A 25,593-nucleotide genomic window follows, 5' to 3' on the forward strand; every position below is an offset into this window, starting at 1 on the left:
AGACAGGGAACACGGCAGTCCGACTCAACACCCCACCTTCGCCTCCTTCAATGATGAGCTCACTCAACGCCGATCCTGCAGAACTGCAGAAATTCAGCGACCTTGCCCACCGCTGGTGGGATCCCGCATCCGAATTCAAGCCTCTGCACGAGATCAACCCCTTGCGCCTGGGCTGGATCAACAGCAAGGCCGAGCTCAGTGGCAGGACCGTGCTCGACGTCGGTTGCGGAGGAGGCATCCTGGCCGAGAGCATGGCCGCCCTGGGTGCCCGGGTGACCGGCATCGACCTGTCGGAAAAGGCGCTCAGCGTCGCCCGCCTGCACCTGTTCGAAAGCGGATGGAAGGTGGATTACCGCCTGATCGGCGCCGAAGCCTTCGCCGACGAGCAGGCTGGCACGTTCGATGTCGTCACCTGCATGGAAATGCTCGAGCACGTCCCCAATCCGGCGAGCACGATCGCCGCCTGCGCCCGGCTGGCCAAACCGGGAGGGCACGTCTTCTTTTCCACCCTGAACCGCAACCTGAAGTCCTATCTATTCGCCGTGATCGGCGCCGAATACGTTCTCAAGCTACTGCCGGCCGGCACTCACGAATATGCCAAATTCATCAAGCCGTCGGAGCTCACGCGTCACTGCCGCAATGCCGGGCTGGACACCCGGGAGCTCATCGGCCTGAGCTACAACCCTCTGACCAAAGTTTATTCGCTCGACACCGACACCGGCGTCAATTACCTGCTCCACACCCAGCGCCCGGAATGAAAGCAATCCCGGCCAGCCCCGCTGCGCCGGCGATTCAGCACATCGGCGGGCTGGCCGCCGATTCTTCCGCGGCACGCATGCCTGCCAGCACCAGGTGGCCCTTGGCGGTCAGGAAAGGCTCCACCAGAAGCCGGGTCCCTTCCGCGATATATTCTTCCAGCGTATAGCGGTTGCGGTAGGACCAGTGCTTGAGCGCCCATGAGTGGGCGAACATCACGTACTGATAGGCCAGCAGGTGCTCGTTGACCGGGCGCATGAAGCCGGCGCTGGTACAGGCACGGACGCAACCTTCGATCAGACGGTTGGTGCGCGTCTCCCCATCCTTGATCAGGACCCGACGTTCGGCACGCAGCGACATGGTCGAGCGGTAGGCCAGCACCGTCGCATCGCGCAGCCGATCGACGATGCTGCAGTACGCCGACAAGGCCTTGCACAGCCGCTCCACCGGATGGGACACCCCTTCCAGGTGGGGCGGAATCTCGTTCTCGTAGGAGTCGATGACGAGCTTGAGGGTCAGGAAGAGCACATCTTCCTTGTCCCCGAAATACTGGTAAATCAAGCCCGTGCTGGTGCCGGCCTTGCGCGCGATCTGCTGGATCGTGGTGGTGTGGTAGCCCTCCTCGGAAAACAGCTCGACCGCCGCAAGGATGATCTGCCGCCTGCGCTCCTCGACCAACCTGGGGTCGGACACCACACTCTTCACCTCTCCCGCTGCACTCATCGTCGTTCTTCCTGTTGACACTTTTGTCCGTACTGCAAGGGCGGCGCAGCCGGCAGACCACGGACCATACTGAAGGCCGGCGGCCTGCACTTCACCCGAAGCGGTGTGCATTGTCCTGGATCCACTCATCCCCCGGCAAGGCGGGACGGGCGGCACGAATCATTTTTGCCGGGCGAGGAACTGTTGCACCCTCGCCTGGGTATCCGGCGCGGCCAACAAGGCGGCGCTGCCTTCGAGCTCGACTTCGTAACCATCCACGCTGCCGTCGAGCGCCGCGAAAATGCAGCGCTTGCAGGCCGCCAGCGCCTGCGCCGGCAATTCCGCAAGGCGGGCGACCTGCTCGCGGGCGAGGCGCTCGAGTTCGGCCGCCGGCGCGCTGCGATGGGCACAGCCGAGCGCCACCGCCTGTGCACCGCTGATCAGCTCCGCCCCCAGGATCAGGCGGCGGGACACCGCTTCACCGCAGATCCGGGTCATGCGCTGAGTGCCGCCGGCGGCAGGCAGCAGCCCGAGCCGTGCTTCGGGAAGGCCGACGCTGGCCTCCTCGGCGACCAGACGCAGGTCGCAGGCCAGCGCGAGCTCGAAACCACCACCCATCGCGGCGCCGCCGATTTCGGCGACCGACACTTTCGGCAGGCGTTCGAGCCGTGCAAAAGCCTCCTGCATGCGCCGCGTGCTGGCAATCATCTGCGCGCGCCCCGCTTCAGTCGAAAAAAGCGTCCGGATCAGCTCGAGATCGGCCCCGGCGCAGAAGACACGCTGATTGCTGCGAATCCACAGCACCCCGACCTCGTCATTGGCCTCGACGCGGTCCAGGATCTCATTGAAACGATCGAGCCATTCATCGTTGATGGCATTGACCGGGGGGCGGCATAGCGTAGCGGTGGCGACCGCTCCATCGATATTCAGGGAAATCATGGCTTCCTTTCGCTTCGTCGGGTTAAGGGGGCATCCACTGCGCACTTGCATGGGAGCAGGCCGCTGTTACCACCGGATCACAGTGACTGATTACTCATTCAGCCGAAGAGTCGCATGCGGGAACTTGAAAATCAAGCGCATCGACGATCAAAGCCTTTTATTGAAAAGAGAAGCGCCGACATTACCGCAGCAGGAAAAATTTCTTGACTTCCAAATCTGACTGAACAATCATTCATCTCATGCGGTGCCGATCAGCTGTCCAGCGGCACCCGTGAGCACACCGACCGAGCGCAAGGCATCACCGCGCTCGCCGGGCGAAATCAATGATCCCAATCCGGAGGTTTGAACAAAATGCGACTTGAGGGCAAAACGGCAGTTGTCACCGGCGGCGCGTCCGGTATTGGTCGGGCGACGGCCGAAACGCTGGCTGCGGCCGGCGCACACGTAGTGATCGGCGACCTCGACCAGGAAAAAGGCGCAGCCGTCGCTGCAGCCATCCGCGAAAGCGGGCGCAAGGCCGACTATTTCCCGCTCGATGCCACCAGCCTCGATTCGATTGGGGTGTTCGCCAAGACCGTGGAAGAGCACGGGCTGGAAGTCGACATCGTGGTCAACGTCGCCGGCTGGGGGAAGATCCAGCCCTTCATGGAAAACAGTCCCGATTTCTGGCGCAAGGTCATCGACCTCAACCTGCTCGGGCCGGTCGCCGTCACCCACGCCTTCCTGGGTGGCATGATCGCCCGCGGCCGGGGCGGCAAGGTCATCACCGTGGCGAGCGACGCCGGCCGTGTCGGCAGCACCGGCGAAACGGTGTATTCGGGCGCCAAGGGCGGTGCGATCGCCTTCGGCAAGGCGCTGGCCCGCGAGATGGCGCGCTACAAGATCAACGTCAACAGCATCTGCCCCGGCCCCACCGACACCCCGCTGCTCGCCGCCGTGCCTGAAAAGCACCAGGAAGCCTTCGTCAAGGCGACGCCGATGCGCCGCCTCGGCAAGCCGTCCGAAATCGCCGATGCGGTGCTGTTCTTCGCCAGCAGCGACTCCGATTTCATCACCGGCCAGGTGCTGAGCGTCAGCGGCGGCATGACCATGGTTGGCTGAGGCCGCGGCCCGAACACAATCAACCCGACTCACATCCCGGAGACTGCAATGTACAAGCTGAAAGCCGCCGACTGGCACCCCGAACACTTCAAGCTCGAAGTCGCCAACCGCGTCGCCACCATCACCCTGAACCGCCCCGACCGCAAGAATCCGCTCACGTTCGAAAGCTACGCCGAACTGCGCGACACCTTCCACAAGTTCCAGTACGTCGATGACGTGCGCTCGATCGTGATCACCGGTGCCGGCGGCAACTTCTGCTCCGGCGGCGACGTGCACGACATCATCGGCCCGCTCACCAAGATGGACATGAACGGGCTGCTCACCTTCACCCGCATGACCGGAAACCTGGTGAAGGAAATGCGCACCTGCCCGCAGCCGATCATCTCCGCCATCGACGGCATCTGCGCCGGCGCCGGAGCGATCGTGTCGATGGCCTCCGACATGCGCTACGCCACGCCCGACGCCAAGACCGCGTTCCTGTTCGTGCGCGTCGGCCTCGCTGGCTGCGACATGGGTGCGTGCGCGATCCTGCCGCGCATCATCGGCCATGGCCGCGCCTCCGAACTGCTGTACACCGGCCGCGTCATGAGCGCCCAGGAAGGTCAGGCGTGGGGCTATTTCAACGACCTCGTCGCCCCCGACCAGGTCCTCGCCAAGGCCCAGGAAATGGCCCTGTCGCTGGCCAACGGCCCGGCCTTCGCCCATGCCATGACCAAGAAGTGCCTGCACCAGGAATGGGACATGAGCATCGAGCAGGCGCTCGAGACGGAAGCCGAAGCCCAGGCCATCTGCATGCAGACGCAGGACTTCACCCGCGCCTACAACGCCTTCGTGGCCAAGCAGAAGCCGGTTTTCGAAGGCGACTGAAGCCAGGCACGGCGGGCGCATCCTGCACTGCGTCCGCCTGCCGCCCTCCAACCCTGCCAAGGACTCCTGCCGATGACGCATAGTCGCGCACTTTCCGGAAAACACGCGGTGATCACCGGTGGCGGCCGTGGGATCGGTGCGGCCATCGCCCACAGCCTGGCGGAACAGGGCGCCGCCGTCACCCTGATGGGACGAACCCTGCCCCGGCTGGAACAGCAGGCAGAAGAACTACGTGCGTTCAGCCAGGTGCACTGCGAAGCCGTCGACGTCGCCCAGGCCGATTCGGTCGCAGCCGCCTTTGCCGCAGCGCAGGCACGCCTCGGCCCGGTCGACATCCTGGTCAACAACGCCGGCCAGGCGCTCAGTGCGCCGTTCGTGAAGACCGACCCCGCACTCTGGCAACAGATGCTCGACGTCAATCTGACCGGCGTCTTTCTCGGCACCCGGGCGGTCCTGCCCGGAATGCTCGCCGCCGGCTGGGGGCGCGTGATCAACATCACCAGCACCGCGGGACAGAAAGGCTACCCTTACGTCAGTGCCTACTGTGCCGCCAAACACGGCGTGATCGGCCTGACCCGGGCCCTGGCCCTGGAGACGGCGCGGAAGAACGTCACCGTCAATGCCGTCTGCCCCGGCTATACCGACACCGACATCGTCCGCGACTCGGTCTCGAACATTCAGGCCAAAACCGGGCGCAGCGAGGCCGAAGCGCTGGCCGAACTGACCCGCTTCAACCCCCAGGGCCGCCTGGTCCGGCCCCAGGAGGTCGCCAACGCGGTCCTCTGGCTGTGCCTGCCGGGCTCGGAGGCGATCACCGGCCAGTCGATCTCGGTCGCCGGCGGCGAAGTGATGTGACCTGACCGGATATACCGGCCGCATTGAGTGCGGCCGATGACTCAACAAGCAAGTGGAGCGTGCAGTGAGCGAAAAATCCTATCTCGAGTGGCCTTTCTTCGAAGATCGCCACCGCAAGCTGGAAGCCGAGCTCGACAGCTGGGCCACGAACAACATCAGCGAGCACCACGGTGAGCTCGACTCCGCCTGCCGCGAGCTGGTCGCCAAGCTCGGCGCCGCCGGCTGGCTGCGCTACTGCGTCGGCGGCACCGCCTACGGCGGCGAGCACGAAACCATCGATACGCGCTCGATCTGCCTGCTGCGCGAAACCCTGGCTCGGCACTCGGGCCTCGCCGACTTCGCCTTCGGCATGCAAGGCCTGGGCTCGGGAGCGATCACCTTGCACGGCAGCGACGCCCAGAAGCGCGAATATCTGCCCCGCGTCGCCAGCGGCCAGGCCCTTGCCGCTTTCGCCCTGTCCGAGCCGGGCTCCGGCTCCGATGTCGCGGCGATGGCTTGCAGCGCGCGCCTGGACGGCGAGTATTACGTCCTCGACGGCGAGAAGAGCTGGATCTCCAACGGCGGCATCGCCGACTTCTACGTCGTGTTCGCCCGCACCGGCGAAGCGCCCGGCGCACGCGGCCTGTCCGCATTCATCGTCGATGCCGACACCCCGGGGCTGGAAATCGCCGAGCGCATCGAAGTGATCGCCCCCCACCCTCTGGCCCGCCTGCGCTTTACCGATTGCCGGGTGCACAAGTCGGCCATGCTCGGCACTCCCGGCCTCGGCTTCAAGGTGGCGATGCAGACGCTCGACATCTTCCGCACGTCGGTCGCCGCGGCCGCGCTCGGCTTTTCGCGCCGTGCCCTGGACGAGGCGCTGCGCCGCGCCACCACCCGCGAGATGTTCCAGCAAAAACTCGCCGACTTCCAGATCACCCAGGTCAAGCTCGCGCAGATGGCGACCAGCGTGGACATTTCCGCCCTGCTCACCTACCGCGCCGCCTGGCGCCGCGACCAGGGCCACAAGGTAACCCGCGAGGCGGCGATGGCGAAGATGACGGCGACCGAAAGCGCCCAGCAGGTGATCGACTCCGCAGTCCAGATCTGGGGCGGTTGCGGGGTGGTCAGCAACCACCCGGTCGAACTCCTGTACCGCGAAATCCGCGCCCTGCGCATCTACGAAGGGGCAACCGAGGTGCAGCAGCTGATCATCGCCCGCCAGACCCTCACCGCCTACGAGGACAGCTGAGCAGACCTGCCGGGCCGCCCGCCGAAGCGAGCGGTCCGGTCGGATCATCGATGCCGGCCAGCGGACCCGATCGTGCCCCAGCGTCAACTGCACGCCCGGTTCCCCATGCCGCCCCATCTGCCCCTGCGGGGCGATTTACCGCGATTCGGAGCAAGCACGATGTCTGAACAACTGCAGCCGCAACAAAGCATGAACGCCGCCGACGAGATCATCGGCCGCCCCCTGGCGCAGGGCCTCGGTGAACAAACCGCGATGCTGTGCGCAGAGCGCTCGATCAGCTACCGCGAGCTCAACGCCGCGACCAACCGTCACGGCAACGCCCTCCGCGCCCATGGCGTCGGCAAGGGCGATCGCGTCCTCTTCCTGATGGACGACTCTCCCGAACTGGTTGCGGCCTACCTGGGCACGCTGCGCATCGGTGCGGTCGGGGTCGCGCTCAACGTACGCCTCGCCCCGCGTGACGTCCTCTACGTGATCCAGGACAGCGCCTGCCGCCTGCTCTATGTCGACGCCGAGTTCCTCCACCTCTACCAGCAGATCGCCAGCGAGCTCGAGCAGCCGCCGCAGGTCGTGGTCCGCGGCGACGAAGCCCCCGCTCCGGCCATCGCCTTCGAGCGCTTCCTCGATGGCCAGGCCGCCACCCTGGAGTCCGTCCAGGTCGCGCCGGACGACGTCGCCTACTGGCTGTATTCGTCCGGCACCACCGGGCGCCCGAAAGCGGTCATGCACGCCCATCGTTCGGTGCTGATCGCCGACCGTCTGGAACGCGAGTATTTCGGCATCCAGCCCGGCGACCGGGTATTCACCACCTCGAAGATGTTCTTCGGCTGGTCGCTCGGCCATTCCCTGATGGGCGGCCTGCAGTGTGGCGCCACCGTCATCGTCGCCCCCGGATGGCCCGATGCCGAGCGCGTCATGGCCACCGCTGCGCGCCACCGGCCGACGATCCTGTTCAGCACCCCGGTGATGTACCGCAACCTGCTGCGCGAGGGGGCGGGTGAATCGGCAGCCATGCGCGACATCCGCCACTTCGTCTCGGCCGGGGAAAAACTGCCGGAGAATATCGGCCAGCAATGGCTCGACACTTTCGGCATCCCCATCACCGAAGGCATCGGCGCCTCGGAAACCGTATTCCTGTTCCTGTGCGCCCGCCCCGATGCGTACCGCATCGGCTCCTGCGGCAAGCGCGTCCCCTGGGCGGAAGTCCGCTTGCTCGACGAGTCTGGCAAAGAGATCACCACCCCCGACACGCCGGGCCTGATCGCCATCCGCATGGCATCGCAGTTCGTCGGCTACTGGAAGCTCCCCGAGACCACCGACAAAGCCCTCCGCGACGGCTGGTACTACCCGGGCGACATGTTCAGCTTCGACGCCGACGGGTTCTGGTACCACAGCGGCCGTGCCGACGACATGCTCAAGATTTCCGGCCAATGGGTCAGCCCGGGGGAAATCGAAAGCTGCGCATCGGCCGTGCCGGGCATCGCCGAAGCGGTGGTCGTCGCCGTTCCCAACGACGACGGTCTGACCCGGCTGACCCTGTTCGTCGTCCCCGAGGATCCGTCGGCGAGCCAGCAGAAGCTGAGCGAAGCGGTGATGACGACCCTGCGCAGCACGCTGTCGATCTACAAGTGTCCACGCACGGTCCAGTTCCTCGAAGAGCTGCCACGCACGGCCACCGGCAAGGTGCAGAAATATCGGCTGCGCGACATGCTGCAGGCGACCCTCTGAACAAGGGTGAAGCAATCCCCGTGCGCGGCAGATTGATTCACGTCTGCCGGTTTTTCGCCCTATCTTGCTTCAGGAGTCCCTCATGAGCGTAGTACTGGTCGAGCAGCCGACACCCGATGTCGCCGTCGTCCGCCTGAACCGCCCCGACGCCCGCAACGCCCTCAACCAGGAAATCCGCAGCGCACTGGCCGAACACTTCGACCACCTCGGCCAGGCGGCTGAAGTGCGCTGTATCGTCCTCACCGGCGGCGAGCGCTGCTTCGCCGCCGGCGCCGACATCCGCGCGATGGCCGATGCCGGCGCGATCGAGATCATGCTGCGTCAGACCCAGCGCCTGTGGCAGGCCATCGCGGCCTGCCCGAAACCGGTCATCGCCGCGGTCAACGGCTATGCCTGGGGCGGCGGCTGCGAACTCGCGATGCACGCCGACATCATCATCGCCGGAGAAGGCGCGAGCTTCTGCCAGCCCGAAGTCAAGGTCGGGATCATGCCCGGCGCCGGCGGCACCCAGCGCCTGACCCGCGCCGTGGGCAAGTTCCAGGCGATGAAAATGGTCCTCACCGGCCTCCCGGTGAGCGCGCGCGAAGCCCTGACGATGGGCCTGGCCAGCGAGGTGGTGGCCGACGACGCGGTGCAGGCGCGCGCGCTCGAGCTGGCCCGCCACATCGCCACCCTGCCTCCGCTGGCGATCGCACAGATCAAGGAGGTCCTCCTCGCCGGCCAGGACGCCTCGCTCGACACCGCCCTGATGCTCGAGCGCAAGGCGTTCCAGCTGCTGTTCGCGAGCGCGGACCAGAAAGAAGGGATGCACGCATTCCTGGAAAAACGTCCCCCGGTGTTCCGCGGCGGCTGAGCTTCGTTTCCGCCGACCCTGGCGCTGCATTGCTGTACCATCAAAAAAGAAATGCCGGTCGAAAAACCGGCCATTCCAGGACGGGTCACAGCCACGGGAACCCGCCCTGCCATCACACCAAGTGGCGCATGTGAGGAGAAGCGAAGCATGAAAGGAAAGCACCTGAGCGCAGCGCTGGTCACGACAGCAGCAGCGCTATTCACGACGACGGCGACGGCCCAGGAAGTTATCTTGAAAGTGTCACACATGTGGCCGACGACTGCGCTCGGACACCAGCAGCTGGTGCCCTGGTGCGACAAGATTGCAGCCGAGTCGAACAACCGCATGAAGTGCCAGATCTACCCGGCGATGCAGATCGGCGGCACCCCGACCCAGGTGTTCCAGCAAGTCGCCGACGGCATTGCCGACATCGGCTGGACCCTGCCCGGCTACAATTCGGGCCGCTTCCCCTCGGTCGAAGTGTTCGAACTGCCCTTCATGTCCCACAAGGCGGAAACGACCAGCCGGGCGCTGTGGGAATACTATGAAAAATATGGGCAAAAGGACTTTGCCCAGGTCAAGCCGCTGGCCTTCCATGTCCATGACAATGGACAGGCCCACAACAGCAAGCGGCCGATCCAGACGATGGACGATTTCAAAGGCCTGAAGGTGCGCGCGCCGACCCGTCTGACCAACAAGATGCTGGCCGAGATGGGCGCCTCACCGGTCGGCATGCCGATGCCGGCGGTGGTCGAGGCGGTCTCCAAAGGCGTCATCGACGGCTATCTTCTGCCGTGGGAAATCGTTCCGACGATGAAGCTGCACGAGCTGACCCGCTATCATTCCGAGACGGCTGCGACCGAACCGGCACTGTACTCGGCAGTATTCGTGATGGCGATGAACAAGGCCAAGTACGACAGCCTGCCGGCCGATCTGAAGCGGGTCATCGACGCCAACTCGGGGATTGAACTTTCGGCTCGCCTGGGCCGCGCGTGGGACGAATCGGCCACTACTTCACGCGAAGTCGCGGTCAAGAACGGCAATCAGTTCAATACCATCCCCGCATCGGAAACCACCAAGTGGCGCACCATCGGCGATAAGATTGCGGCGGAATGGGTCGCAGAAGTAACGGCCAAGGGCTATCCAGGCCAGGCCATGCTGGACGAAGCACGCAGTCTGCTCGAAAAACATCGGGCACAATAAGCGCTGCGCACCGCAGCCCCGGCATTGCCGGCATGAGCCCGCTCGGCGATGCCCGCGGGGCGGCCCCGTACCCCGGGGCCGCCCTTTTTCACCCCCTCATCCCGCACGGCCCCGCCGCGGCGGATTCCCTCCAACCACAACAAGACTCTTCCAATGCACCCCAACACCGCGTTCGAAAAAAACCACCTGATCCGCTTCCACCACTGCGACCCCGCCGGCATCGTCTTTTACCCCGAATACCTGGTCATCATCGACGAGCTGATCGAGGACTGGTTCATCGAAGGCATGGACATGAGCTTCGCCGACCTGCACATGAACGAGCGCATCGGCGTCCCCGCAGCACGTATCGAGGTCGACTTCATCGCTCCGAGCAAGATCGGCGACATCCTGTGCCTGAGCCTGCTCGTCACCCGCCTCGGCAACAAGTCGTTTACGCTCATGGTCGAAGGCAGGGTCGGCGAACAGGTGCGGATGCGCGCCATCCTGGTGCGCGTGGTCGCCGGACTCGACGGCCTGCACGGCATCACCATCCCGCCGGCGCTGCGCAACCAGCTGCGCCGCTTCCTCGCCGCCGACGGCGTAGACCTGCTCGAAACACAGCAGGCCTGAAACGGGGCGGGGCCGCCCGGCCCAACCCCGTCCCGAAAATCCGCGAACCGTTCACCAGGTGTGTCGCCGGCCAGCCCACCGGCAAACCGCTCACAGATGCCGCCGAGTGCATTACACTGGTATTTCATCTGAATCCTCGGTCGCGGGCCATGAGTTTCCGACACCTCCAAAGCCTGTTCAATCCGCGTTCCATCGCCGTGATCGGTGCCACCGTGCGCCACCGGCGCATGGGCAACGTACTGATGCGCAACCTGCTGGCAGGCACCTTCGCCGGCCCGATCATGCCAGTCAATCCGAAGTACGAATCGGTGGCCGGCGTCCTCACCTACCCCAACGTCGCCGCCCTGCCGCAGACGCCCGACCTCGCGATCATCTGCACCCCGCCCAAGGTCATCCCGGAGCTGATCGAGCAACTCGGCCGGCGCGGCACGCGCGCGGTCATCGTCATGGCCAACCAGCTGGCGACGACGATCGGCGCCGACGGCCGCCCAGTCTCGGCGGCGATCCTCGAGGCCACCCGGCGTCACGGCATCCGCCTGCTCGGCGGCAGCACGCTCGGCATCCTGGTGCCCGGGCTGGGGCTGAACGCGACCTTCTCCCAGATCCAGGTCCAGCCCGGCAAGCTCGCCTTCGTGTCGCAGCGCGACGCGGTCGGCACCATGGTGCTCGACTGGGCCTTGCGCAAGAAAGTCGGCCTGTCCTATTTCGTGTCGCTGGGCGACGGCCTCGACATCGGCTTCGGCGAAGTGCTCGACTTTCTCGGCAGCGACTCCGATACCCGCGCGATCCTGCTCTACATCGAATCGATCCACGAGCGCCGCAGCTTCATGGCCGCGGCCCGCGCCGCCGCGCGCAACAAGCCGGTGGTCGCGATCAAGGCCGGACGCTCGCCCAACAATCGTCTGCTCGGTGTCTCCGACCCCCTGTTCCTCGACGTCCCCAACCTCGTCAGCAGCGACGACGTTCATGACGCCGTGTTGCGGCGGGCCGGCATCCTGCGCGTCGATCACCTCGACGAAATGTTCGGCGCGGTCGAAACCGTGCTCCGCTCCCGCCCCCTGCGCGGCAATCGCCTGGTGGCGGTCAGCAACGGCGGCGGCGCCGGGGTCATGGTCGAGGACAGCCTCTATCTGAGCGGCTACATGATGCCGCCCCTGAAGGAACAGACCGTAACCCGCCTGCGCCGGATCCTGTCGCCGGACTGGGACGGGCAGAATCCGATCGAGATCAAGGTCGACTCCGCACCCTCGCGCTACGAGGAAGTGCTCAAGGTGCTGCAGGAAGAGCAGGACGGCGACGCCGTGCTGCTGATGCACACGCCCAATGCGCTGAGCAAGAGCATGGACGTGGCGCACAGCGTGATCAAGACCGTGCGCGAGATTGGCGGCAACGTCATGACCTGCTGGGTCGGCGACGAAAGTGTCGCCGAGGAGCGCCGGCTGTTCGTCGATGCCGGCATCGCCACCTTCGACACCCCCGAACATGCGGCGAGCGCCTTCCTCCACATGTTCAACCACCGCATCGCCTCGGAAGTGCTGACCCAGGTGCCGCCATCCGAGCCGGTCGAGTTCAGGCCCGACGTCGCCCGCGCCCGCGGCGTGATCCGGGCCGCGCTCGATGCCGGCTGCACCAGCCTGAGCGAGGCCGACTCCAAGGCCATCCTCGAAGCCTACGGCATCCCGGTGGTGCAGACCCATCTCGCCGCGACTCCGGAAGAGGCCGGGCGGATCGCCGAGCGTATCGGCCTGCCGGTCGCGCTCACCGTGATGTCGCGCGACATCCGCCGCAAATGGGATGTCGGTGGCATCGCCTTGAACCTGGAAACCGCCGAGGCGGTCGAGGCCGCCGCCCACGGCATGTTGGCGCGCGTCGGCAGCACCCACCCTGACGCCACCATCGGCGGCTTCACCGTGCAGCGCATGGTGCTGCGCGGCCATGCCCGGCAGTTGCTCATCGGCGTCACCACCGACGCCTTGTTCGGGCCGCTGATCCTGTTCGGCGAAGGCGGCCGCGCGCTCGAAATCTACCGCGGCCTCGGCGTCGGCCTGCCGCCGCTGAACCTGCCGCTCGCCCACGACCTCATCGACCGCACCAAGGCCGCCGCCCTGCTCGACGCGCGCCCGCATCTACCGGCGGCCGACCGCGACGCGATCGCGCTGACCCTGACCAAGGTGTCGCAGATCGTCGTCGACCTGCCGGAAATCGCCGAGCTCGACATCAACCCCCTGTTCGCCGATGAAAAAGGCGTGCAGGCGATCGACGCCCACATCCGCCTGTCGACCGAGCCGCGCCAGGAATACCGCCTCGCCATCCAGCCCTACCCGAAGGCGCTGGAAGAAAAAGCGCTGCTGCGCGATGGGCGCGAAATCCTGCTGCGCCCGATCCGCCCCGAGGACGAGCCGGCCCACTACGATTTCCTCTCGCGGCTGACGCGGCAGGACTTCACCTACCGCTTCTTCCACTACATCCCGAAGTTTCCGCGCCGCGAAATGGCACGCCTCACCCAGATCGACTATGACCGCGAAATGGCCTTCATCGCCAGCGCGATCGATGCCGACGGCAAGCCGGAAACGCTCGGCGTGGCGCGCGCGGTCGCCGATCCGGACAACGACACCGCCGAGTTCGCCCTTGTCATCCGCTCCGACATCAAGCGCCAGCGCCTCGCCACGCTGCTGATGAACAAGCTGATGAACTACGCCCGCCAGCGCGGCATCCGCCGCTTCGTCGGCGATGTGATGTCGGAAAACGAGCCGATGTTGAAGCTGCTGCAGTTCCTCGAATTCCGCTTCGTGCCCTCGGGCGAGTCGGGCATCGTGCGGGCCGAACTCGACCTGCAGCCGGCCGGAAGCGCATCATCCGCGCCCCCGACCGGAGCCGAATGAGCACGCCGCCGCCCCGGCATGGGGCACGACCCACTGCGGTTGCGCCAGGCGCCGCCCCCCGGCGGCTGAACGGACGCAAACGCCCTCCGCCTCAGGCGTCCTCGAGGATCAGCACGAGCAACTCCTTCGGTCCGTGCGCGCCATAGGCCAGGGTCTGCTGGATGTCGGCCGTCTTCGACGGACCGGAAACCAGCAGCGCATTGGTCGGCAGCCCCTCCGCCCAGCCCTGTGCACGCATCGCTTCGTACAGGTTGTCATGGACTTCGCTCGCCTTCAGCAGGGCGATATGCAAGGGCGGTACCAGACTCATCAGGCGGGGCTCCTGCGGCGTCGGCCACAGCACCAGGCTGCCGGTGGCAGCGATGGCGCCGAGGGTGCCGGTGAGGCTGGCCGGGGTGTGAAAGAACAGCTCGTCCTTCCACGCCTCGACCGGACGGTCATAGGCCTTCAGGCGCAGCGTGCCGCCGGCAGCGGCGAGATGGGCGGCGAGCTGCCGCCCATGAGCGCTTTCCGGTGCCACCAGCAGCTCTTCGATGGCGCGCACGGCGAGCGCTTCGAGCACCCGCGCCGGCCATTGCGCGGCGGTGGTGAGCAAGGTCTCGCCGTGCACAGCCTCGAGCATTTCACGCAGGCGGGCGATCCGCCGCTCGGGCGCATAGCGCCACGGCTCGGTCACCAGCGCCTCGTCATAGTCGTCGGCAAGCGCCGTCGTACCTTCCAGGCTGGTGCGCAGCCTGGCGAGAATCCTGTCCCTGGCGTTCATTCAGTCCTCATTTGTCACCGAGATGGTCGTGGGCGAGTTCGTGCAGCGTGCGCGGAGCGAGCCGGGGCGCGCTGCGGTGCTCGGTCCAGGGGCCGATCCTGGCCGGCATCAGGCCACGGAAACGGGTGCCGGCGTAGGTGAACGCCTTGTACAGCACGGGCGAAGTGTTCATCTTGCGCCAGGCTTTCCACACCATGGATTCCTTGGCTGAATACTTCGCCCCCTGACCGCGCATGAAGTGCGGCTCGGCCTGCGGCGGCCGTACCGCCTCCTCGCGCAGGCGGCGGAGCAAGGCGGGAATCGGGATCTTCACCGGACAGACTTCGCCGCAGGCGCCGCACATCGACGACGCCGTGGGCAGATCGCGGGTAACCTCCAGGCCGAGCATATGGGGGGTAACGATCTTGCCGATCGGCCCCGGATACACCGTGCCGTAGGCGTGGCCGCCGATGCGGGTATACACCGGGCAGTGGTTCATGCAGGCGCCGCAGCGGATGCAGTTCAGCGTCTGGCGCAGCTCGCTGTCGGCGAAGGCCTGGCTGCGGCCGTTGTCGAGCAGTACCAGGTGCACTTCGCGGGGGCCGTCGAGTTCCTCGGCCTTGCGCGGGCCGGAGATCACGTTCACATAGGTGGTGATCGCCTGGCCGGTCGCCGAGCGCGTCAGCAGCGACAGCAGCGGCACCACGTCGCGCAGGTTCTCGACCACTTTCTCGATCCCGGTCACCGCAATATGCACCGGCGGCACCGTCGTCGACATCCGGCCGTTGCCCTCATTTTCCACCAGCAGCAGGGAGCCGGTTTCGGCGATGGCGAAGTTCACCCCGGAAACGCCGATGTCGGCCTCGAAGAACTTGCGCCGCAAGGTCTCGCGCCCAATCCGGATCAGGCGGTCGACATCTTCGGTGTAGTCCACGTCGAGCTTGTCGTGGAACAGCTTGGCGACCTGCCCGGCATTGAGGTGGATCGCCGGCATGATGATGTGCGAGGGCTTCTCCTCGCGCAGCTGGACGATGAACTCGCCCATGTCCGACTCCAGGCAGTCGACACCGCGTGCGGCGAGAAAATGGTTCATCTCCATTTCCTCGCTGACCATCGACTTGCCCTTGATCACCTTTTTCGCCGCATGGGCCTCGGCGATGCGCTGGACGATGGCATTGGCCTCGTCCACCGTTTCCGCCCAGTGCACCTTGACGCCGTTGCGCGTCAGCCTGGCCTCGAGGCGCTCGAGCAGTTCGGGCAGTTTCGACAGCGCCCGCGCCCGCACCCGGTTGCCGAAGGCGCGCAGGCGCTCGAGTTCGTCGCCATCGGGAAACTGAACCAGGCGCTTGGCCATCAGCGAGTCCATCGCACCGCGGAAGTTGCGCCGCAGCTGGGCATCGCCCAGCGCTTCGCGGGCGTTGCGCTTGAAGGCGATCGGGGCTCCCGCTTGTCCGGCGGCGGCGCTCATTTCCCCGCCCCCTGCGCGGCCTTGCCCGCCGTGCGGCGCAGCAGGAAACTGGCCAGGTGCTCGCCGCGCAGGGTGTCGCCCTGCTTCTCGAACGCACCGTTGATGTTGAGCAGGCAACCACAGTCGGCGCTCACCACTGCGGCAGCACCCGAGCCATTCAGCGCGGCGGTCTTGTCGCGCACCATCGCCCCGGAAATATCGGGCATGCGCACGCTGAACGCGCCGCCGAAGCCGCAGCATTCGCTCTCGTGGTCATGCTCGACCCGCTCCACGCCGGCCAGCTGGGCGAGCAGTGCGCGGCCGTGCTCGTGAGTGTTCATCTCGCGCCGCGCCGAACAGGAGGTATGCAACGCCACTTTCACCGGCGCACCGCTGTCGCGCAGCTGCACCCGGCACACGTTCAGCAGGAACTCGGCCAGTTCGTAGGTGCGTTCGGCCAGCGCGGCGACCTGCGGCAAGGTTTCCGGCTCATCCTTGAACAACTCGAAGTAATGATGGCGGAACATGCCGGCACACGAGCCCGAGGGCACCACCACCGGCCAGTCGCCGTCGAACAGGGCGAGCTGCGCACGCGCCACGGCACGCGCCTCGTCGGTGTAGCCCGACGTGTAAGCAGGCTGGCCGCAGCAGCTCTGGGCCTGCGGAAAATGGACCTTGATGCCCTCGCGCTCGAGCAAGCGGATCGCGTCCATGCCCGCATCCGGAAAGAACAGGTCGAGCACGCAAGTGCCGAACAGGTACGCATCGGACGGTTTCGCCGGGTAACTGCGCGGCGGCGCCGGCGGCGGTGCCACGCGGGTGGCGTTGGGTGCGGCGAAGGGGGAGTGGCTCATGCGCATCTTCTCCGAAGGTTTTGTTCATTCTGCAGCAGCCGCAGCCCGGCCGCGACTGCTGATAACACTGATATTCAGCACACCCGCCACGGATCCGCGACGCCCGGCGCACGGATCGCAAGCGGCGCCACGCACCCGCTCAGCAGCATCCGGGCGCGGACCATGGCGATGGGGCAGGCGGGGAAGCACAACCGGCGGATCGGACCGTCCTTGTCGGGCTGCCTCGCCAGATCGACCAATATTGGTATTACCACTTAACCAGAACTCGAGTTAGACTAATGAGGGTTTGGCGGTGTGTCAATCGGGGGGTCAATCCGCGTCCCAATCGGCGTCTCCATCAAAACGCCCGGGACTCCCACGGAAGGAGCACGCCGTCGCCCCATCCCGCCGCCCACGAAGAGCGGTTTTCCCGAACCGGAATCCGTCATCATGATGAAGCCCCCTCCCCTGCAACAACGCCGCCTGTCCGACGACATCGTCGCGCGCATCGAGACCCTGATCCTGGAAGGCAGCCTGCAGCCGGGCGAACGCCTGCCGGCCGAGCGCGCCCTGGCCGAGGAGTTCGGCATCTCCCGGCCGTCGCTGCGCGAGGCGATCCAGAAACTGGCCGCGCGTGGCCTGCTGGTCAGTCGCCACGGCGGCGGCACCTTCGTCAGCGACCAGCTCGGGGCCTCGTTCCGCGACCCGATGGTGGAGTTGCTCGAACGCAACCCCGACGCCCAGCGCGACCTGCTCGAATTCCGCCACACTCTGGAAGGCGCCTGCGCCTATTATGCGGCGCTGCGCGCCACCGCGCCGGACCGGGAACGGCTCACCGCCGCCTTCGAACGTGTGCAGGCGTGCTACCAGCGCCAGGGCCGGATCAGCCGCGCGGAAGAAGGCCGGATCGACGCCCACTTCCACCTCGCGATCGCCGAAGCCAGCCACAACGCCGTTCTGCTGCACACCATCCGCAGCCTGTTCGAGCTGCTCGAGCGCAACGTCGTGACCAACATCGGCGGCATGTACACGATCGGCAGCGAGGTCCGCGACACCCTGCTCGCCCAGCACCAGGCGCTGTACACCGCGATCATGGAAGGACGGGCGGAGGACGCCCGCCGCCTCGCCAGCGAGCATCTGGACTATGTCCAGCAGGTGCTCGCCGAGGCGCAGGACGAGGCCCGGCGGGTCGAGCGTGCGCAGCGCCGGCGCGCCCCGGCCTGAACCCGCTGTGCGGCGAACGCCGCGCCCGCCGATGGGCCGGCCGGCGTCGTGGAGGCGCCTGACGGCGCGCGATCGGGTTCGGTGCCCGTCCCGGGCGTCAGCGTGCGGCCGCTGCGCGCAGCACGTTCAGCACGCGCTGACCAGCGCGGCCATCGACAGACAGCCCCAGCTCGGCCTGAACGCGCCGGAGCGCTTCGCGCGTGCGCGCACCGATCATGCCGTCGGCCGCGCCGATGTCGTGGCCGCGGGCGATCAGCAGCAGCTGCAGTTCGCGGCGCTCGGCGCGCGACAAACCGGGGTCATCGGTCGGCCACGGCGCGGCGAAAGCCGCGCCACCGCGCAGCCGGTCGGACAGGTGGGCGATCGCCAGGGCATAGCTTTCCGCGGCATTGTAGGAATACAGCGCGTCGAAGTTGCGCGTCACCAGGAAGGCCGGCCCTTCCCGCCCCGCCGGCAGCAGCAGCCCAGCGGCGAGATCACCGGCGGGCAGCGCCGAGCCGTCGCTCCGGGTCAGGCCGCGCGCGCGCCACTCCGCCATCGGCCGCTTGTTGCGCCGCCCACTGCCGGCGGTGTCGAGGCCTCGCGGCAGGCGGACCTCGAAGCCCCACGGCTGGCCGCTGCGCCAGCCGGCACGGGCGAGGAAATGGGCGGTGGAGGCGAGCGCGTCGGGCACGCTGTCGATCAGGTCGCGACGGCCGTCACCGTCGAAATCGACCGCCAGGCGCATGAACGTCGATGGCATGAACTGGGTGTGGCCGAAGGCGCCCGCCCACGATCCGGCCAGGCGTTCGGGCGCGACATGTCCCTCCTCCAGGATTTTCAGCGCGGTAAAGAACTCGCCGCGGAAAAAAGCCTGGCGGCGGCCGAAGCAGGACAGGGTGGACAGCGAGCCCAGCAGCGGCCGCTCGCCGAAGTTGCGCCCGTAATTGCTTTCCACTCCCCAGACCGCAACCACGGTGGCCGCATCGACCGCGTATTCGGCCTCGACCCGGGCCAGCACCGGCGCCCACTGCGACAGCAAGGCACGACCGTCGGCGATGCGTTCCGCGTCCACCAGCCCGGCCATGTAGTCCCAGATCGGGGTGACGAACTCGGGCTGGGCATCGAGAAAACCGACCACTTCTATGTCGGGGACGAGGCCGGCCGTATGCGCATCGAAGGTCGCCACAGCGACGCCTTTTTCCACCGCCTCTGCGCGCAGCCCGGCGAGGCAGGCGGCAAATGCCGCATCGGCGGCCAGCGCCACGGCGGGGACCTGCAGGAGGGCGCACGAAACGAGCGCAGAAAGTGCCGTGCGGCGCATCGGAAACCCAACAGACGACATCGGTTCCAGCTCCGGTGATGGAAAAGTGGCGGTCCGCCGCAGAAGCCACGGTTCGGCAGCCTGGACCCTGGCCGCGCAGTCTATCGCGGCCGTCAGCGCACCGGCAATCCCGCCTTCCAGACGCTGAAAACGCTTCCGTCAGGCCACCGGGCAAGGAGGAAAATGGTCGATCCGGTCGGTGATCAGCCCATCCAACCCCAGGGCCAGCAGCCGGGCCGCGTCCCCATCCTCATTGACCGTGTAGGCCAGGAGCCTCAAACCAGCTGCGCGGGCCTGACGGACGGTAGATCCGTCCCAGGCGCGCTGCTCACAAATCAGTGCGACGCAGCCGAGACGACGCGCGAGGCCGAGCCCTTCGTCCGAAAAAGCTTCGAGCAGCAAGCCGCGGGGAAGCTGCGGCGCAACGCCGGCCGCGGCCTCGAGCGCAGCCACGCTGAAGGAGCTGAGCAGCGGCGGCAACGCCCGGGTCCATGAGCGGGTCAGCGCGGCGGCCACCTCCCGCCCGGTGCGCGCCTCGTCGCCGGGAGCCGGCTTCAACTCCACGTTCAGCGCGCACTCCTGCTGGCGGCAGAACTCGACCACGTCGGCCAGCGACGGCAGCCGTTCCCCGGCATAACGTGGCGAATGCCAGCTTCCGGCATCGAGCCGGGCCAGCTCCGCCCAGCGCTGGTCGACGGCCTCGCCCTGCCCTTCGGTGGTGCGCTCGAGGCGGTCGTCATGGAGCAGGAAAGGCTGTCCGTCCGCGCTCAGGCGCACATCGCACTCGAACATCCGGTAGCCGTGCGCATGGCCGAGCGCAAACGCGGCCAGGGTGTTCTCGGGTGCCAGCGTGCCGGCGCCGCGATGGGCGATCCAGCGCGGATAGGGCCAGTCCCCTGGCGCAGGAGGCGGGACGGGCCCGGGAAAGCCGGCGCCGGCGAGGCTCATCCAGCGCTTTCTTCCTTCGATTTGCGCGGGCGGCGGGCGCGGGGCGGCGCCTTGGCCGGTGCCGGCGGTTCGGCTGCCGGCTCCGGCGGTGCGGAGTCGCGCGGCGCGCTTTCTACGGCGGGGCGATCACGGTCGATGCCGGAGCGCTCCGCCGTGCCCGCGCCCGGAGCGGATTCGGCACGTGCACGGGCTGCTTTCGGTGCGGCGGCGGCCTTTGCCGTTTTCCCCTTGGCGCTGCCGCGCCGGGAATCCGTTTTCTGGCCTTCCTCGAGCGGCGGCGGGGTGGACTCGGACCGCGCCCGGGCACGCTTCGGCTTGCCCTTGTCGGCACGGGGCTGGCCCTGGGCCGGCGCCGCGCCCTCCCCCCCCGCTCCCGCCTCGGAGGCCGCCGCCAGCGCGGCTGCTTCGGCGGTTTCCCGACGCTCTTCCCCGCCATGCAGCGGCGGCTCCGGCGCGGTCTCGGCGGCACGCTCGCTTTCCCCCGCCGCCTTGCCGCCGCCACGCCGACGCGAAGAACGGCCCTGCGTTTTCGCCGGGCGCGCCGCGGGTTCGGCCACCGCCGCGGGCTCGGCGGCACCCGCCGCGGCCTGCTCGACCACAACCGGCTCGAGCGCGGCGAACGCAAGCGGATGCTCGCTCGCCGCGCTCCCGCCATGGCTCGGCCGGGCGACATAGGTGCCGGACTTCTCGTCGCGCCCGAGCTCGAGCAGACCGCGCGTCTGCGCTTCCTCGAGCAGGTTGCCGAAGGCGCGGAAGCCGAAATAGCTCTCGTTGAAATCCGGTTTGCGGCGCTTGATCGCTTCCTTCAGCATCGAGGCCCAGATCTTGCCGCTTTCGCCGCGCTCGGCGAGCAGGGCTTCGAAGGTTTCCACCGCGATATCGATCGCCTGGCGGCGGCGCCCTTCCAGTTCTTCCTTGCGCCGCGCCTCCTCTTCCGGCGAGCGCCGGGCCGCCGGAACGTTGTCGCGCGCCTCGCGCTTGGCCGCGGCACGCTGGCTGTCGCGCACGAGATCGTCGTAAAAGATGAACTCGTCGCAGTTGGCGATCAGCAGGTCGGAGGTCGATTGCTTGACCCCGACACCGATCACCTGCTTCGCGTTCTCGCGCAGCTTGGACACCAGCGGGGAGAAGTCGGAGTCGCCGCTGATGATGACGAAAGTATCGACGTGGGACTTGGTGTAGCACAGGTCGAGCGCATCGACGACGAGGCGGATGTCGGCGGAGTTCTTGCCCGACTGGCGCACGTGGGGGATCTCGATCAGCTCGAAGTTGGCCTCGTGCATCGCAGCCTTGAAGCTCTTGTAGCGCTCCCAGTCGCAATAGGCCTTCTTGACCACGATGCTGCCCTTCAGCAGCAGGCGCTCGAGCACGCGCTTGATGTCGAACTTCTCGTAGTTGGCGTCGCGCACGCCGAGGGCGACGTTTTCGAAGTCGCAGAACAGCGCCATGCTGATGCTGTCGGGGGATGAGGCCATGAAATTCTCCGCGTCTGGTCAGGCGCCGATGTTAAGGCCTGCGTGGCGCCGGCACCAGCGCGCGACTACGCCGGGCCGCCACGACGCGGCGGCCCGGACGGCACTCACGGACGCAAGGTCTGCGCGAGCATCTTGTCGAGCGCCGAGGTGTGGTCGGCCTCTTCGGCGGCGAACTCCATTGCCAGGCGCTTGATTTCGGCGTCGGCGCTCTTTTCGGCGACGGTGCGGTAGAAGTTCATCCCCCGGGCCTCGTTCTCGCGCGCGTACTCGAGCGCCTGGTAGGCATTCATGGTGTAGTCGAAGCCCTCTTCGTCGCCAACTTCGGTCGGTGCCACCCAGCGGTACTGCCAGGACTGGAGCTTGGGCAGTTCGCGCTTGCCGGCACGCTCCACGATCGAATCGCCGTGCATCGTCGAGTAGCGCACCATGTCGCGGAACAGCGCCGCGACTTCGAGGTTGTTGTGTGCTTCCATCATGTCGGCCAGTTCGAGGTAGCGCTCGGCGGCCTCCCGCTCCATGGCAATTGCGTGGGCGAGGAACTCGGGCATTGTGTAGGACATCGTCTTCCCTCCTGTTGAATTGTGCGGGCCGCCGAAGCGTGTCGCTTCGCATCTGGCGGGGATACGGCCCGAGCCCATTGTATTACCGTTTCATCGCCTGCGCCCTATACCTGGTCTACGGTAGCGGCCGCCGTTGCGCCCGCGGTGTGCGCCGGCACGACGGCGGAGTCTGCTCATGCCCCGGAGCGATCGCTGCGGAAATCCGCGACCTGGATGCCGAACTTGGCGATCTTGTCGTACAGCGTCTTGCGCGGCATGCCGAGCGCTTCGGCCGCCGCGGCGACGTCACCCGCACTGCGGCGCAGGGCGCTTTCGATCAGCGCGACCTCGAAGGCGGCCACGCGTTGTGCCAGCCCGCTGCCCTCGCCCACCGGACCCGCCGCCGGTCGCCACAGGCCGAGCACGAAGCGGTCGGCGGCATGCTGCAGTTCGCGCACGTTGCCCGGCCAGCCCTGTGCCATCAGCCAGTCGAAGACCTCGACCGTCAGTGCCGGCTGCGGCCGGCGGTAGCGTTCGGCAGCCTGCAGGCAGAAAGCGGCAAACAGCGCGGGAATGTCCTCACGACGCTCGCGCAGCGCAGGCAGGACGATCGGCACGACGTTGAGCCGGTAGTAGAGATCCGCGCGAAAGCGCCCGGCCGCCGCCTCTGCGGCCAGATCGAGCTTGGTCGCCGCGATCACCCGGCAGTCCACCGGGATCAGCCGGTTCGAGCCGAGGCGCTCGACCACCCGCTCCTGGAGCACGCGCAGCAGCTTCGCCTGCAGCTGCAGCGCCATGCCCTCGATCTCGTCGAGGAACAGGGTGCCGCCGTCGGCATGTTCGATCTTGCCCGCGCGGCTGCGGGTGGCGCCGGTGAAGGCGCCCGGCTCGACGCCGAACATCTCGCTCTCGAACACGCTCTCGGGCAGCGCGGCGCAGTTGATCGCGACGAAGTGGCCGCGCCGCCGCCGCCCGGCGTCGTGCAGGGCGCGCGCGACGCGCTCCTTGCCGGTGCCGGTCTCGCCCACGATCAGGATGTCGACGTCGGTGTCGGCCAGGTCCACAACCAGATCCCGCACCCGCTGCATCGCCGCGCTGTCGCCGAGCAGGCCATCCGGCCCTGCGGCTTGCGCCAGCCGGGTCTTGAGCGCGCGGTTCTCGAGCACCAGGCGGCGCTTCTCGATCGCGCGGCGCACCACCTCGACCAGGCGCTCGGGGGCGAACGGCTTCTCGATGAAATCGTAGGCCCCCAGCCGCATCGCCTCGACCGCCATATCGACGTCGCCATGACCGGTGACGAGGATCACCGGCAGGTCGGGATCGAGCGCCTGCGCCCGTTTCAGCAAGCTCATGCCGTCCATCCCCGGCAGCCGGACATCGCTCACCAGCACCACCGGGCGCCCGGCACCGAGGCGGGCGAGCGCCGGCTCGGCGCGCGCCAGGCCCTCGACCTCGATGTCGGCGAGGGCGAAGGTCTGGCACCCCGCCATCCGCACCAGCTCGTCGTCCTCGACGTAAAGGACACCGACCGCCCCCCCGATCGCGTGCTCGTTCATTCCGCCTCCCCTGCCCTGCCCTCGCCAGCGCCATCTGTGCCTGCCGCCTCCGGCCAGCACGCCCGCATCACCGTGCCCCCGCCCGCGCCGGACTCGATCTCGAGACGGCCGCCCGAGCCTTCGATCAGGTCGCTGACGATCGACAGCCCCAGGCCCAGGCCCTGGCCGAGCGGTTTGGTGGAAAAGAAGGGCTGGGTGATGCGCTCGCGCAATTCCTGCGGAATCCCCGGGCCATTGTCGGCGACTTCAAGGCATAACTGCGTCCCGTGCCGCGCCGCGCCCAGCGCGATGACGCCGCCATCGCGCCCGGCGAGCGCATCGAGCGCGTTGCCGACCAGGTTCGACAGCACCTGCTCGAGCGCCTGCGGCTGCAGCGGCAGACGCACCGCGCCGGCATCGATGCGCAGCTCGACCCCGGCCGCGTCCAGACGCTCGCGGAACCAGCCCGCCACCACCTGCATCGCCTGCGCCGCCGACGCCGAACCGCCGCCGGTCTGCTGGCGCGAGGCGAATACCTTGAGCTGCGCGGTGAGCCGGGCCATGCGCTCGATCAGGCCGATGATCTGGTTCAGGTTGTCGCGCAGCGGCTCGAGCCGGCCGCGATCGAGAAAGGTGAGGCTGTTGCCGGCGAAGCTGCGCAGCGCAGCGAGCGGCTGGTTCAGCTCGTGGGCGACGCCGGCGGCCATCTGGCCGAGGGCGGCGAGACGGTTGGCCTCGATCAGCGCGCGCTGGGCGCCGCGCAGCTTCTGTTCGGTGGCGCTGCGCTCGGAGATCTCGCGCAACAACTGGGCGTTGGTGGTGGCAAGGTCGGCGGTGCGTTCGGCCACCGTGCGTTCGAGCTCGGCCTGCGCCGCCAGGCGCTCGCGCAGGCGCCGTGCATGCAGCGCCCAGTACAGCCCGGCGACGGCCAGCACGCACAGCGCCAACCCCACCGCGAGCACCGCGGACCACGCCGCGGCACGCACCGGCGCGGTGTCGAGCAGCATCAGCATGCGCCAGTCGACCCAGTCCAGGGCACGACTACCGACCACGTAGTCCTGCCCCCCCAGCCGCGCACGGCCGGGCTCGCGCCAGACCAGCGGCAGCGCCTCGAGCGCGGCGGTGAAATACTGCCGCGTCGCCGCCAGCGCCGCGCGCGACTCCGGCGACAGCGGCGCCAGAGTGCCGAACTTCCATGCCGGATTGGACGACAGCGCGACCACGCCGTGGCGGTCCACGACCAGCACCGACTCTCCGCCCGCAGCCCAGGTCGCTTCGAGCTGGGTCAGCTCGACCTTGACCGCGAGCACGCCAGTGATGCGACCAGCGGCGCGCACCGGGTGAGCGATGAAGAAGCCTGGAACCTGGGTCGTCGCGCCGACGGCAAAGAACTTGCCGGCACCGCCGGCGAGCGCATCGCGGAAGTAGGGGCGGAAGGCGTAGTTCTCGCCGACGAAGGAATCCGCCCGCCGCCAGTTGCTCGCCGCCAGGGTGCGCCCCGCGGGGTCGATCAGGTACAGCATGCCGGCCCCGGTACGCTCATTGACCTGCTCGAGCAAGGCATTCGCCGCCGCCACCCGCGCCGGATCGTCGGGCGCCTGGAGCAGCTGCTGCAGGCTGGGATGCTGGGCGAGCACCGGGGGCAGGCTCTCGAAGCGCAGCAGCTCCGCGTCCAGGCTCGCCGCCAGCAGCGCCAGGCGCTGGCTGGCGTGCAGGGCGAGCTCGTCGGCACCGGCCTTGAAGCGCCAGGCATGCACCGCCCACAACAGCGGCACGACGAGCAGACCGGGCAGCAGCACGCGGGCAAGGCGGGTCGTCGGCAGGAAGCGGTGCATCATGGTC

The 25,593-nt window shown here is 67.6% G+C and carries 22 protein-coding genes; 11 read left to right on the top strand and 11 right to left on the bottom strand.

Going from position 1 to position 25,593, the window contains the following annotated elements:
* Positions 1-53: 53 nt before the first annotated feature.
* Positions 54-758, top strand: coding sequence for a bifunctional 2-polyprenyl-6-hydroxyphenol methylase/3-demethylubiquinol 3-O-methyltransferase UbiG (gene ubiG, locus Tchl_RS14915; protein ID WP_075149757.1), 705 nt, complete (start codon positions 54-56; stop codon positions 756-758).
* 34 nt (positions 759-792) lie between these two features.
* Here ubiG and Tchl_RS14920 read toward each other — a convergent pair whose 3' ends face one another.
* Together Tchl_RS14920 and Tchl_RS14925 are read right to left on the bottom strand one after the other, a co-directional pair.
* Positions 793-1,479: a TetR/AcrR family transcriptional regulator gene (locus tag Tchl_RS14920; protein ID WP_075149091.1), complete on the bottom strand. Its 687-nt coding sequence runs from the start codon at positions 1,477-1,479 to the stop codon at positions 793-795.
* Between the two features lie 159 nt (positions 1,480-1,638).
* Positions 1,639-2,397, bottom strand: a complete 759-nt coding sequence (locus Tchl_RS14925; protein ID WP_075149092.1) for an enoyl-CoA hydratase/isomerase family protein — start codon at positions 2,395-2,397, stop codon at positions 1,639-1,641.
* A gap of 351 nt (positions 2,398-2,748) precedes the next feature.
* On the opposite strand from Tchl_RS14925, the gene Tchl_RS14930 reads away from it, so the two are divergent.
* From Tchl_RS14930 to Tchl_RS14970, 9 genes are all read left to right on the top strand, one after another.
* On the top strand, positions 2,749-3,498 hold the full coding sequence (locus Tchl_RS14930) for an SDR family NAD(P)-dependent oxidoreductase (protein WP_075149093.1): 750 nt from the start codon (positions 2,749-2,751) through the stop codon (positions 3,496-3,498).
* 48 nt (positions 3,499-3,546) lie between these two features.
* A complete protein-coding gene (locus Tchl_RS14935; RefSeq protein WP_075149094.1) occupies positions 3,547-4,365 on the top strand; it encodes an enoyl-CoA hydratase family protein in 819 nt (272 codons plus the stop codon).
* Between the two features lie 72 nt (positions 4,366-4,437).
* Complete coding sequence (locus tag Tchl_RS14940; RefSeq protein ID WP_075149095.1) at positions 4,438-5,220, top strand: SDR family NAD(P)-dependent oxidoreductase; 783 nt, start codon at positions 4,438-4,440, stop codon at positions 5,218-5,220.
* 64 nt (positions 5,221-5,284) lie between these two features.
* Positions 5,285-6,451 carry an acyl-CoA dehydrogenase family protein gene (locus Tchl_RS14945; protein ID WP_075149096.1) on the top strand — a complete coding sequence of 389 codons (1,167 nt, stop codon included), beginning with the start codon at positions 5,285-5,287 and terminating at the stop codon, positions 6,449-6,451.
* Positions 6,452-6,610: 159 nt separating this feature from the next.
* On the top strand, positions 6,611-8,179 hold the full coding sequence (locus Tchl_RS14950; RefSeq protein ID WP_083945251.1) for a benzoate-CoA ligase family protein: 1,569 nt from the start codon (positions 6,611-6,613) through the stop codon (positions 8,177-8,179).
* An 82-nt stretch (positions 8,180-8,261) separates the two neighbouring features.
* Entirely contained in the window at positions 8,262-9,032 is a 771-nt protein-coding gene (locus Tchl_RS14955) for an enoyl-CoA hydratase (protein ID WP_075149098.1), read from the top strand.
* Between the two features lie 147 nt (positions 9,033-9,179).
* Complete coding sequence (locus tag Tchl_RS14960) at positions 9,180-10,214, top strand: TRAP transporter substrate-binding protein (protein WP_075149099.1); 1,035 nt, start codon at positions 9,180-9,182, stop codon at positions 10,212-10,214.
* A 153-nt stretch (positions 10,215-10,367) separates the two neighbouring features.
* Positions 10,368-10,823 carry an acyl-CoA thioesterase gene (locus tag Tchl_RS14965; RefSeq protein ID WP_075149100.1) on the top strand — a complete coding sequence of 152 codons (456 nt, stop codon included), beginning with the start codon at positions 10,368-10,370 and terminating at the stop codon, positions 10,821-10,823.
* Positions 10,824-10,972: 149 nt separating this feature from the next.
* Positions 10,973-13,705, top strand: a complete 2,733-nt coding sequence (locus Tchl_RS14970; RefSeq protein ID WP_075149101.1) for a bifunctional acetate--CoA ligase family protein/GNAT family N-acetyltransferase — start codon at positions 10,973-10,975, stop codon at positions 13,703-13,705.
* A 91-nt stretch (positions 13,706-13,796) separates the two neighbouring features.
* On the opposite strand, the gene Tchl_RS14975 is transcribed toward Tchl_RS14970, so the two are convergent.
* The 3 genes from Tchl_RS14975 to Tchl_RS14985 are packed head-to-tail and all read right to left on the bottom strand — an operon-like array spanning position 13,797 to position 16,748.
* Positions 13,797-14,468: a LutC/YkgG family protein gene (locus tag Tchl_RS14975; RefSeq protein WP_075149102.1), complete on the bottom strand. Its 672-nt coding sequence runs from the start codon at positions 14,466-14,468 to the stop codon at positions 13,797-13,799.
* A gap of 7 nt (positions 14,469-14,475) precedes the next feature.
* On the bottom strand, positions 14,476-15,915 hold the full coding sequence (locus Tchl_RS14980) for a LutB/LldF family L-lactate oxidation iron-sulfur protein (protein ID WP_075149103.1): 1,440 nt from the start codon (positions 15,913-15,915) through the stop codon (positions 14,476-14,478).
* On the bottom strand, positions 15,912-16,748 hold the full coding sequence (locus Tchl_RS14985; RefSeq protein ID WP_075149758.1) for a (Fe-S)-binding protein: 837 nt from the start codon (positions 16,746-16,748) through the stop codon (positions 15,912-15,914). Before Tchl_RS14985 ends, Tchl_RS14980 begins: the two co-directional genes overlap by 4 nt.
* A gap of 429 nt (positions 16,749-17,177) precedes the next feature.
* On the opposite strand from Tchl_RS14985, the gene Tchl_RS14990 reads away from it, so the two are divergent.
* Positions 17,178-17,951, top strand: coding sequence for a GntR family transcriptional regulator (locus tag Tchl_RS14990; protein ID WP_232311601.1), 774 nt, complete (start codon positions 17,178-17,180; stop codon positions 17,949-17,951).
* Positions 17,952-18,048: 97 nt separating this feature from the next.
* Here Tchl_RS14990 and Tchl_RS14995 read toward each other — a convergent pair whose 3' ends face one another.
* The 6 genes from Tchl_RS14995 to Tchl_RS15020 all read right to left on the bottom strand — a co-directional run bounded on the left by Tchl_RS14995 (position 18,049) and on the right by Tchl_RS15020 (position 25,589).
* Entirely contained in the window at positions 18,049-19,254 is a 1,206-nt protein-coding gene (locus Tchl_RS14995; RefSeq protein ID WP_075149104.1) for a lytic murein transglycosylase, read from the bottom strand.
* Positions 19,255-19,413: 159 nt separating this feature from the next.
* On the bottom strand, positions 19,414-20,202 hold the full coding sequence (ugpQ, locus tag Tchl_RS15000; protein ID WP_075149105.1) for a glycerophosphodiester phosphodiesterase: 789 nt from the start codon (positions 20,200-20,202) through the stop codon (positions 19,414-19,416).
* A complete protein-coding gene (locus Tchl_RS15005) occupies positions 20,199-21,677 on the bottom strand; it encodes an NYN domain-containing protein (protein WP_075149106.1) in 1,479 nt (492 codons plus the stop codon). Before Tchl_RS15005 ends, ugpQ begins: the two co-directional genes overlap by 4 nt.
* A gap of 104 nt (positions 21,678-21,781) precedes the next feature.
* Complete coding sequence (locus Tchl_RS15010) at positions 21,782-22,237, bottom strand: ferritin-like domain-containing protein (protein ID WP_075149107.1); 456 nt, start codon at positions 22,235-22,237, stop codon at positions 21,782-21,784.
* A gap of 173 nt (positions 22,238-22,410) precedes the next feature.
* Positions 22,411-23,772, bottom strand: coding sequence for a sigma-54-dependent transcriptional regulator (locus tag Tchl_RS15015; protein WP_075149108.1), 1,362 nt, complete (start codon positions 23,770-23,772; stop codon positions 22,411-22,413).
* Positions 23,769-25,589: a sensor histidine kinase gene (locus tag Tchl_RS15020; protein WP_075149109.1), complete on the bottom strand. Its 1,821-nt coding sequence runs from the start codon at positions 25,587-25,589 to the stop codon at positions 23,769-23,771. Before Tchl_RS15020 ends, Tchl_RS15015 begins: the two co-directional genes overlap by 4 nt.
* Between the last annotated feature and the right edge of the window lie 4 nt (positions 25,590-25,593).

Source organism: Thauera chlorobenzoica (assembly GCF_001922305.1).
Lineage (GTDB): Bacteria > Pseudomonadota > Gammaproteobacteria > Burkholderiales > Rhodocyclaceae > Thauera > Thauera chlorobenzoica.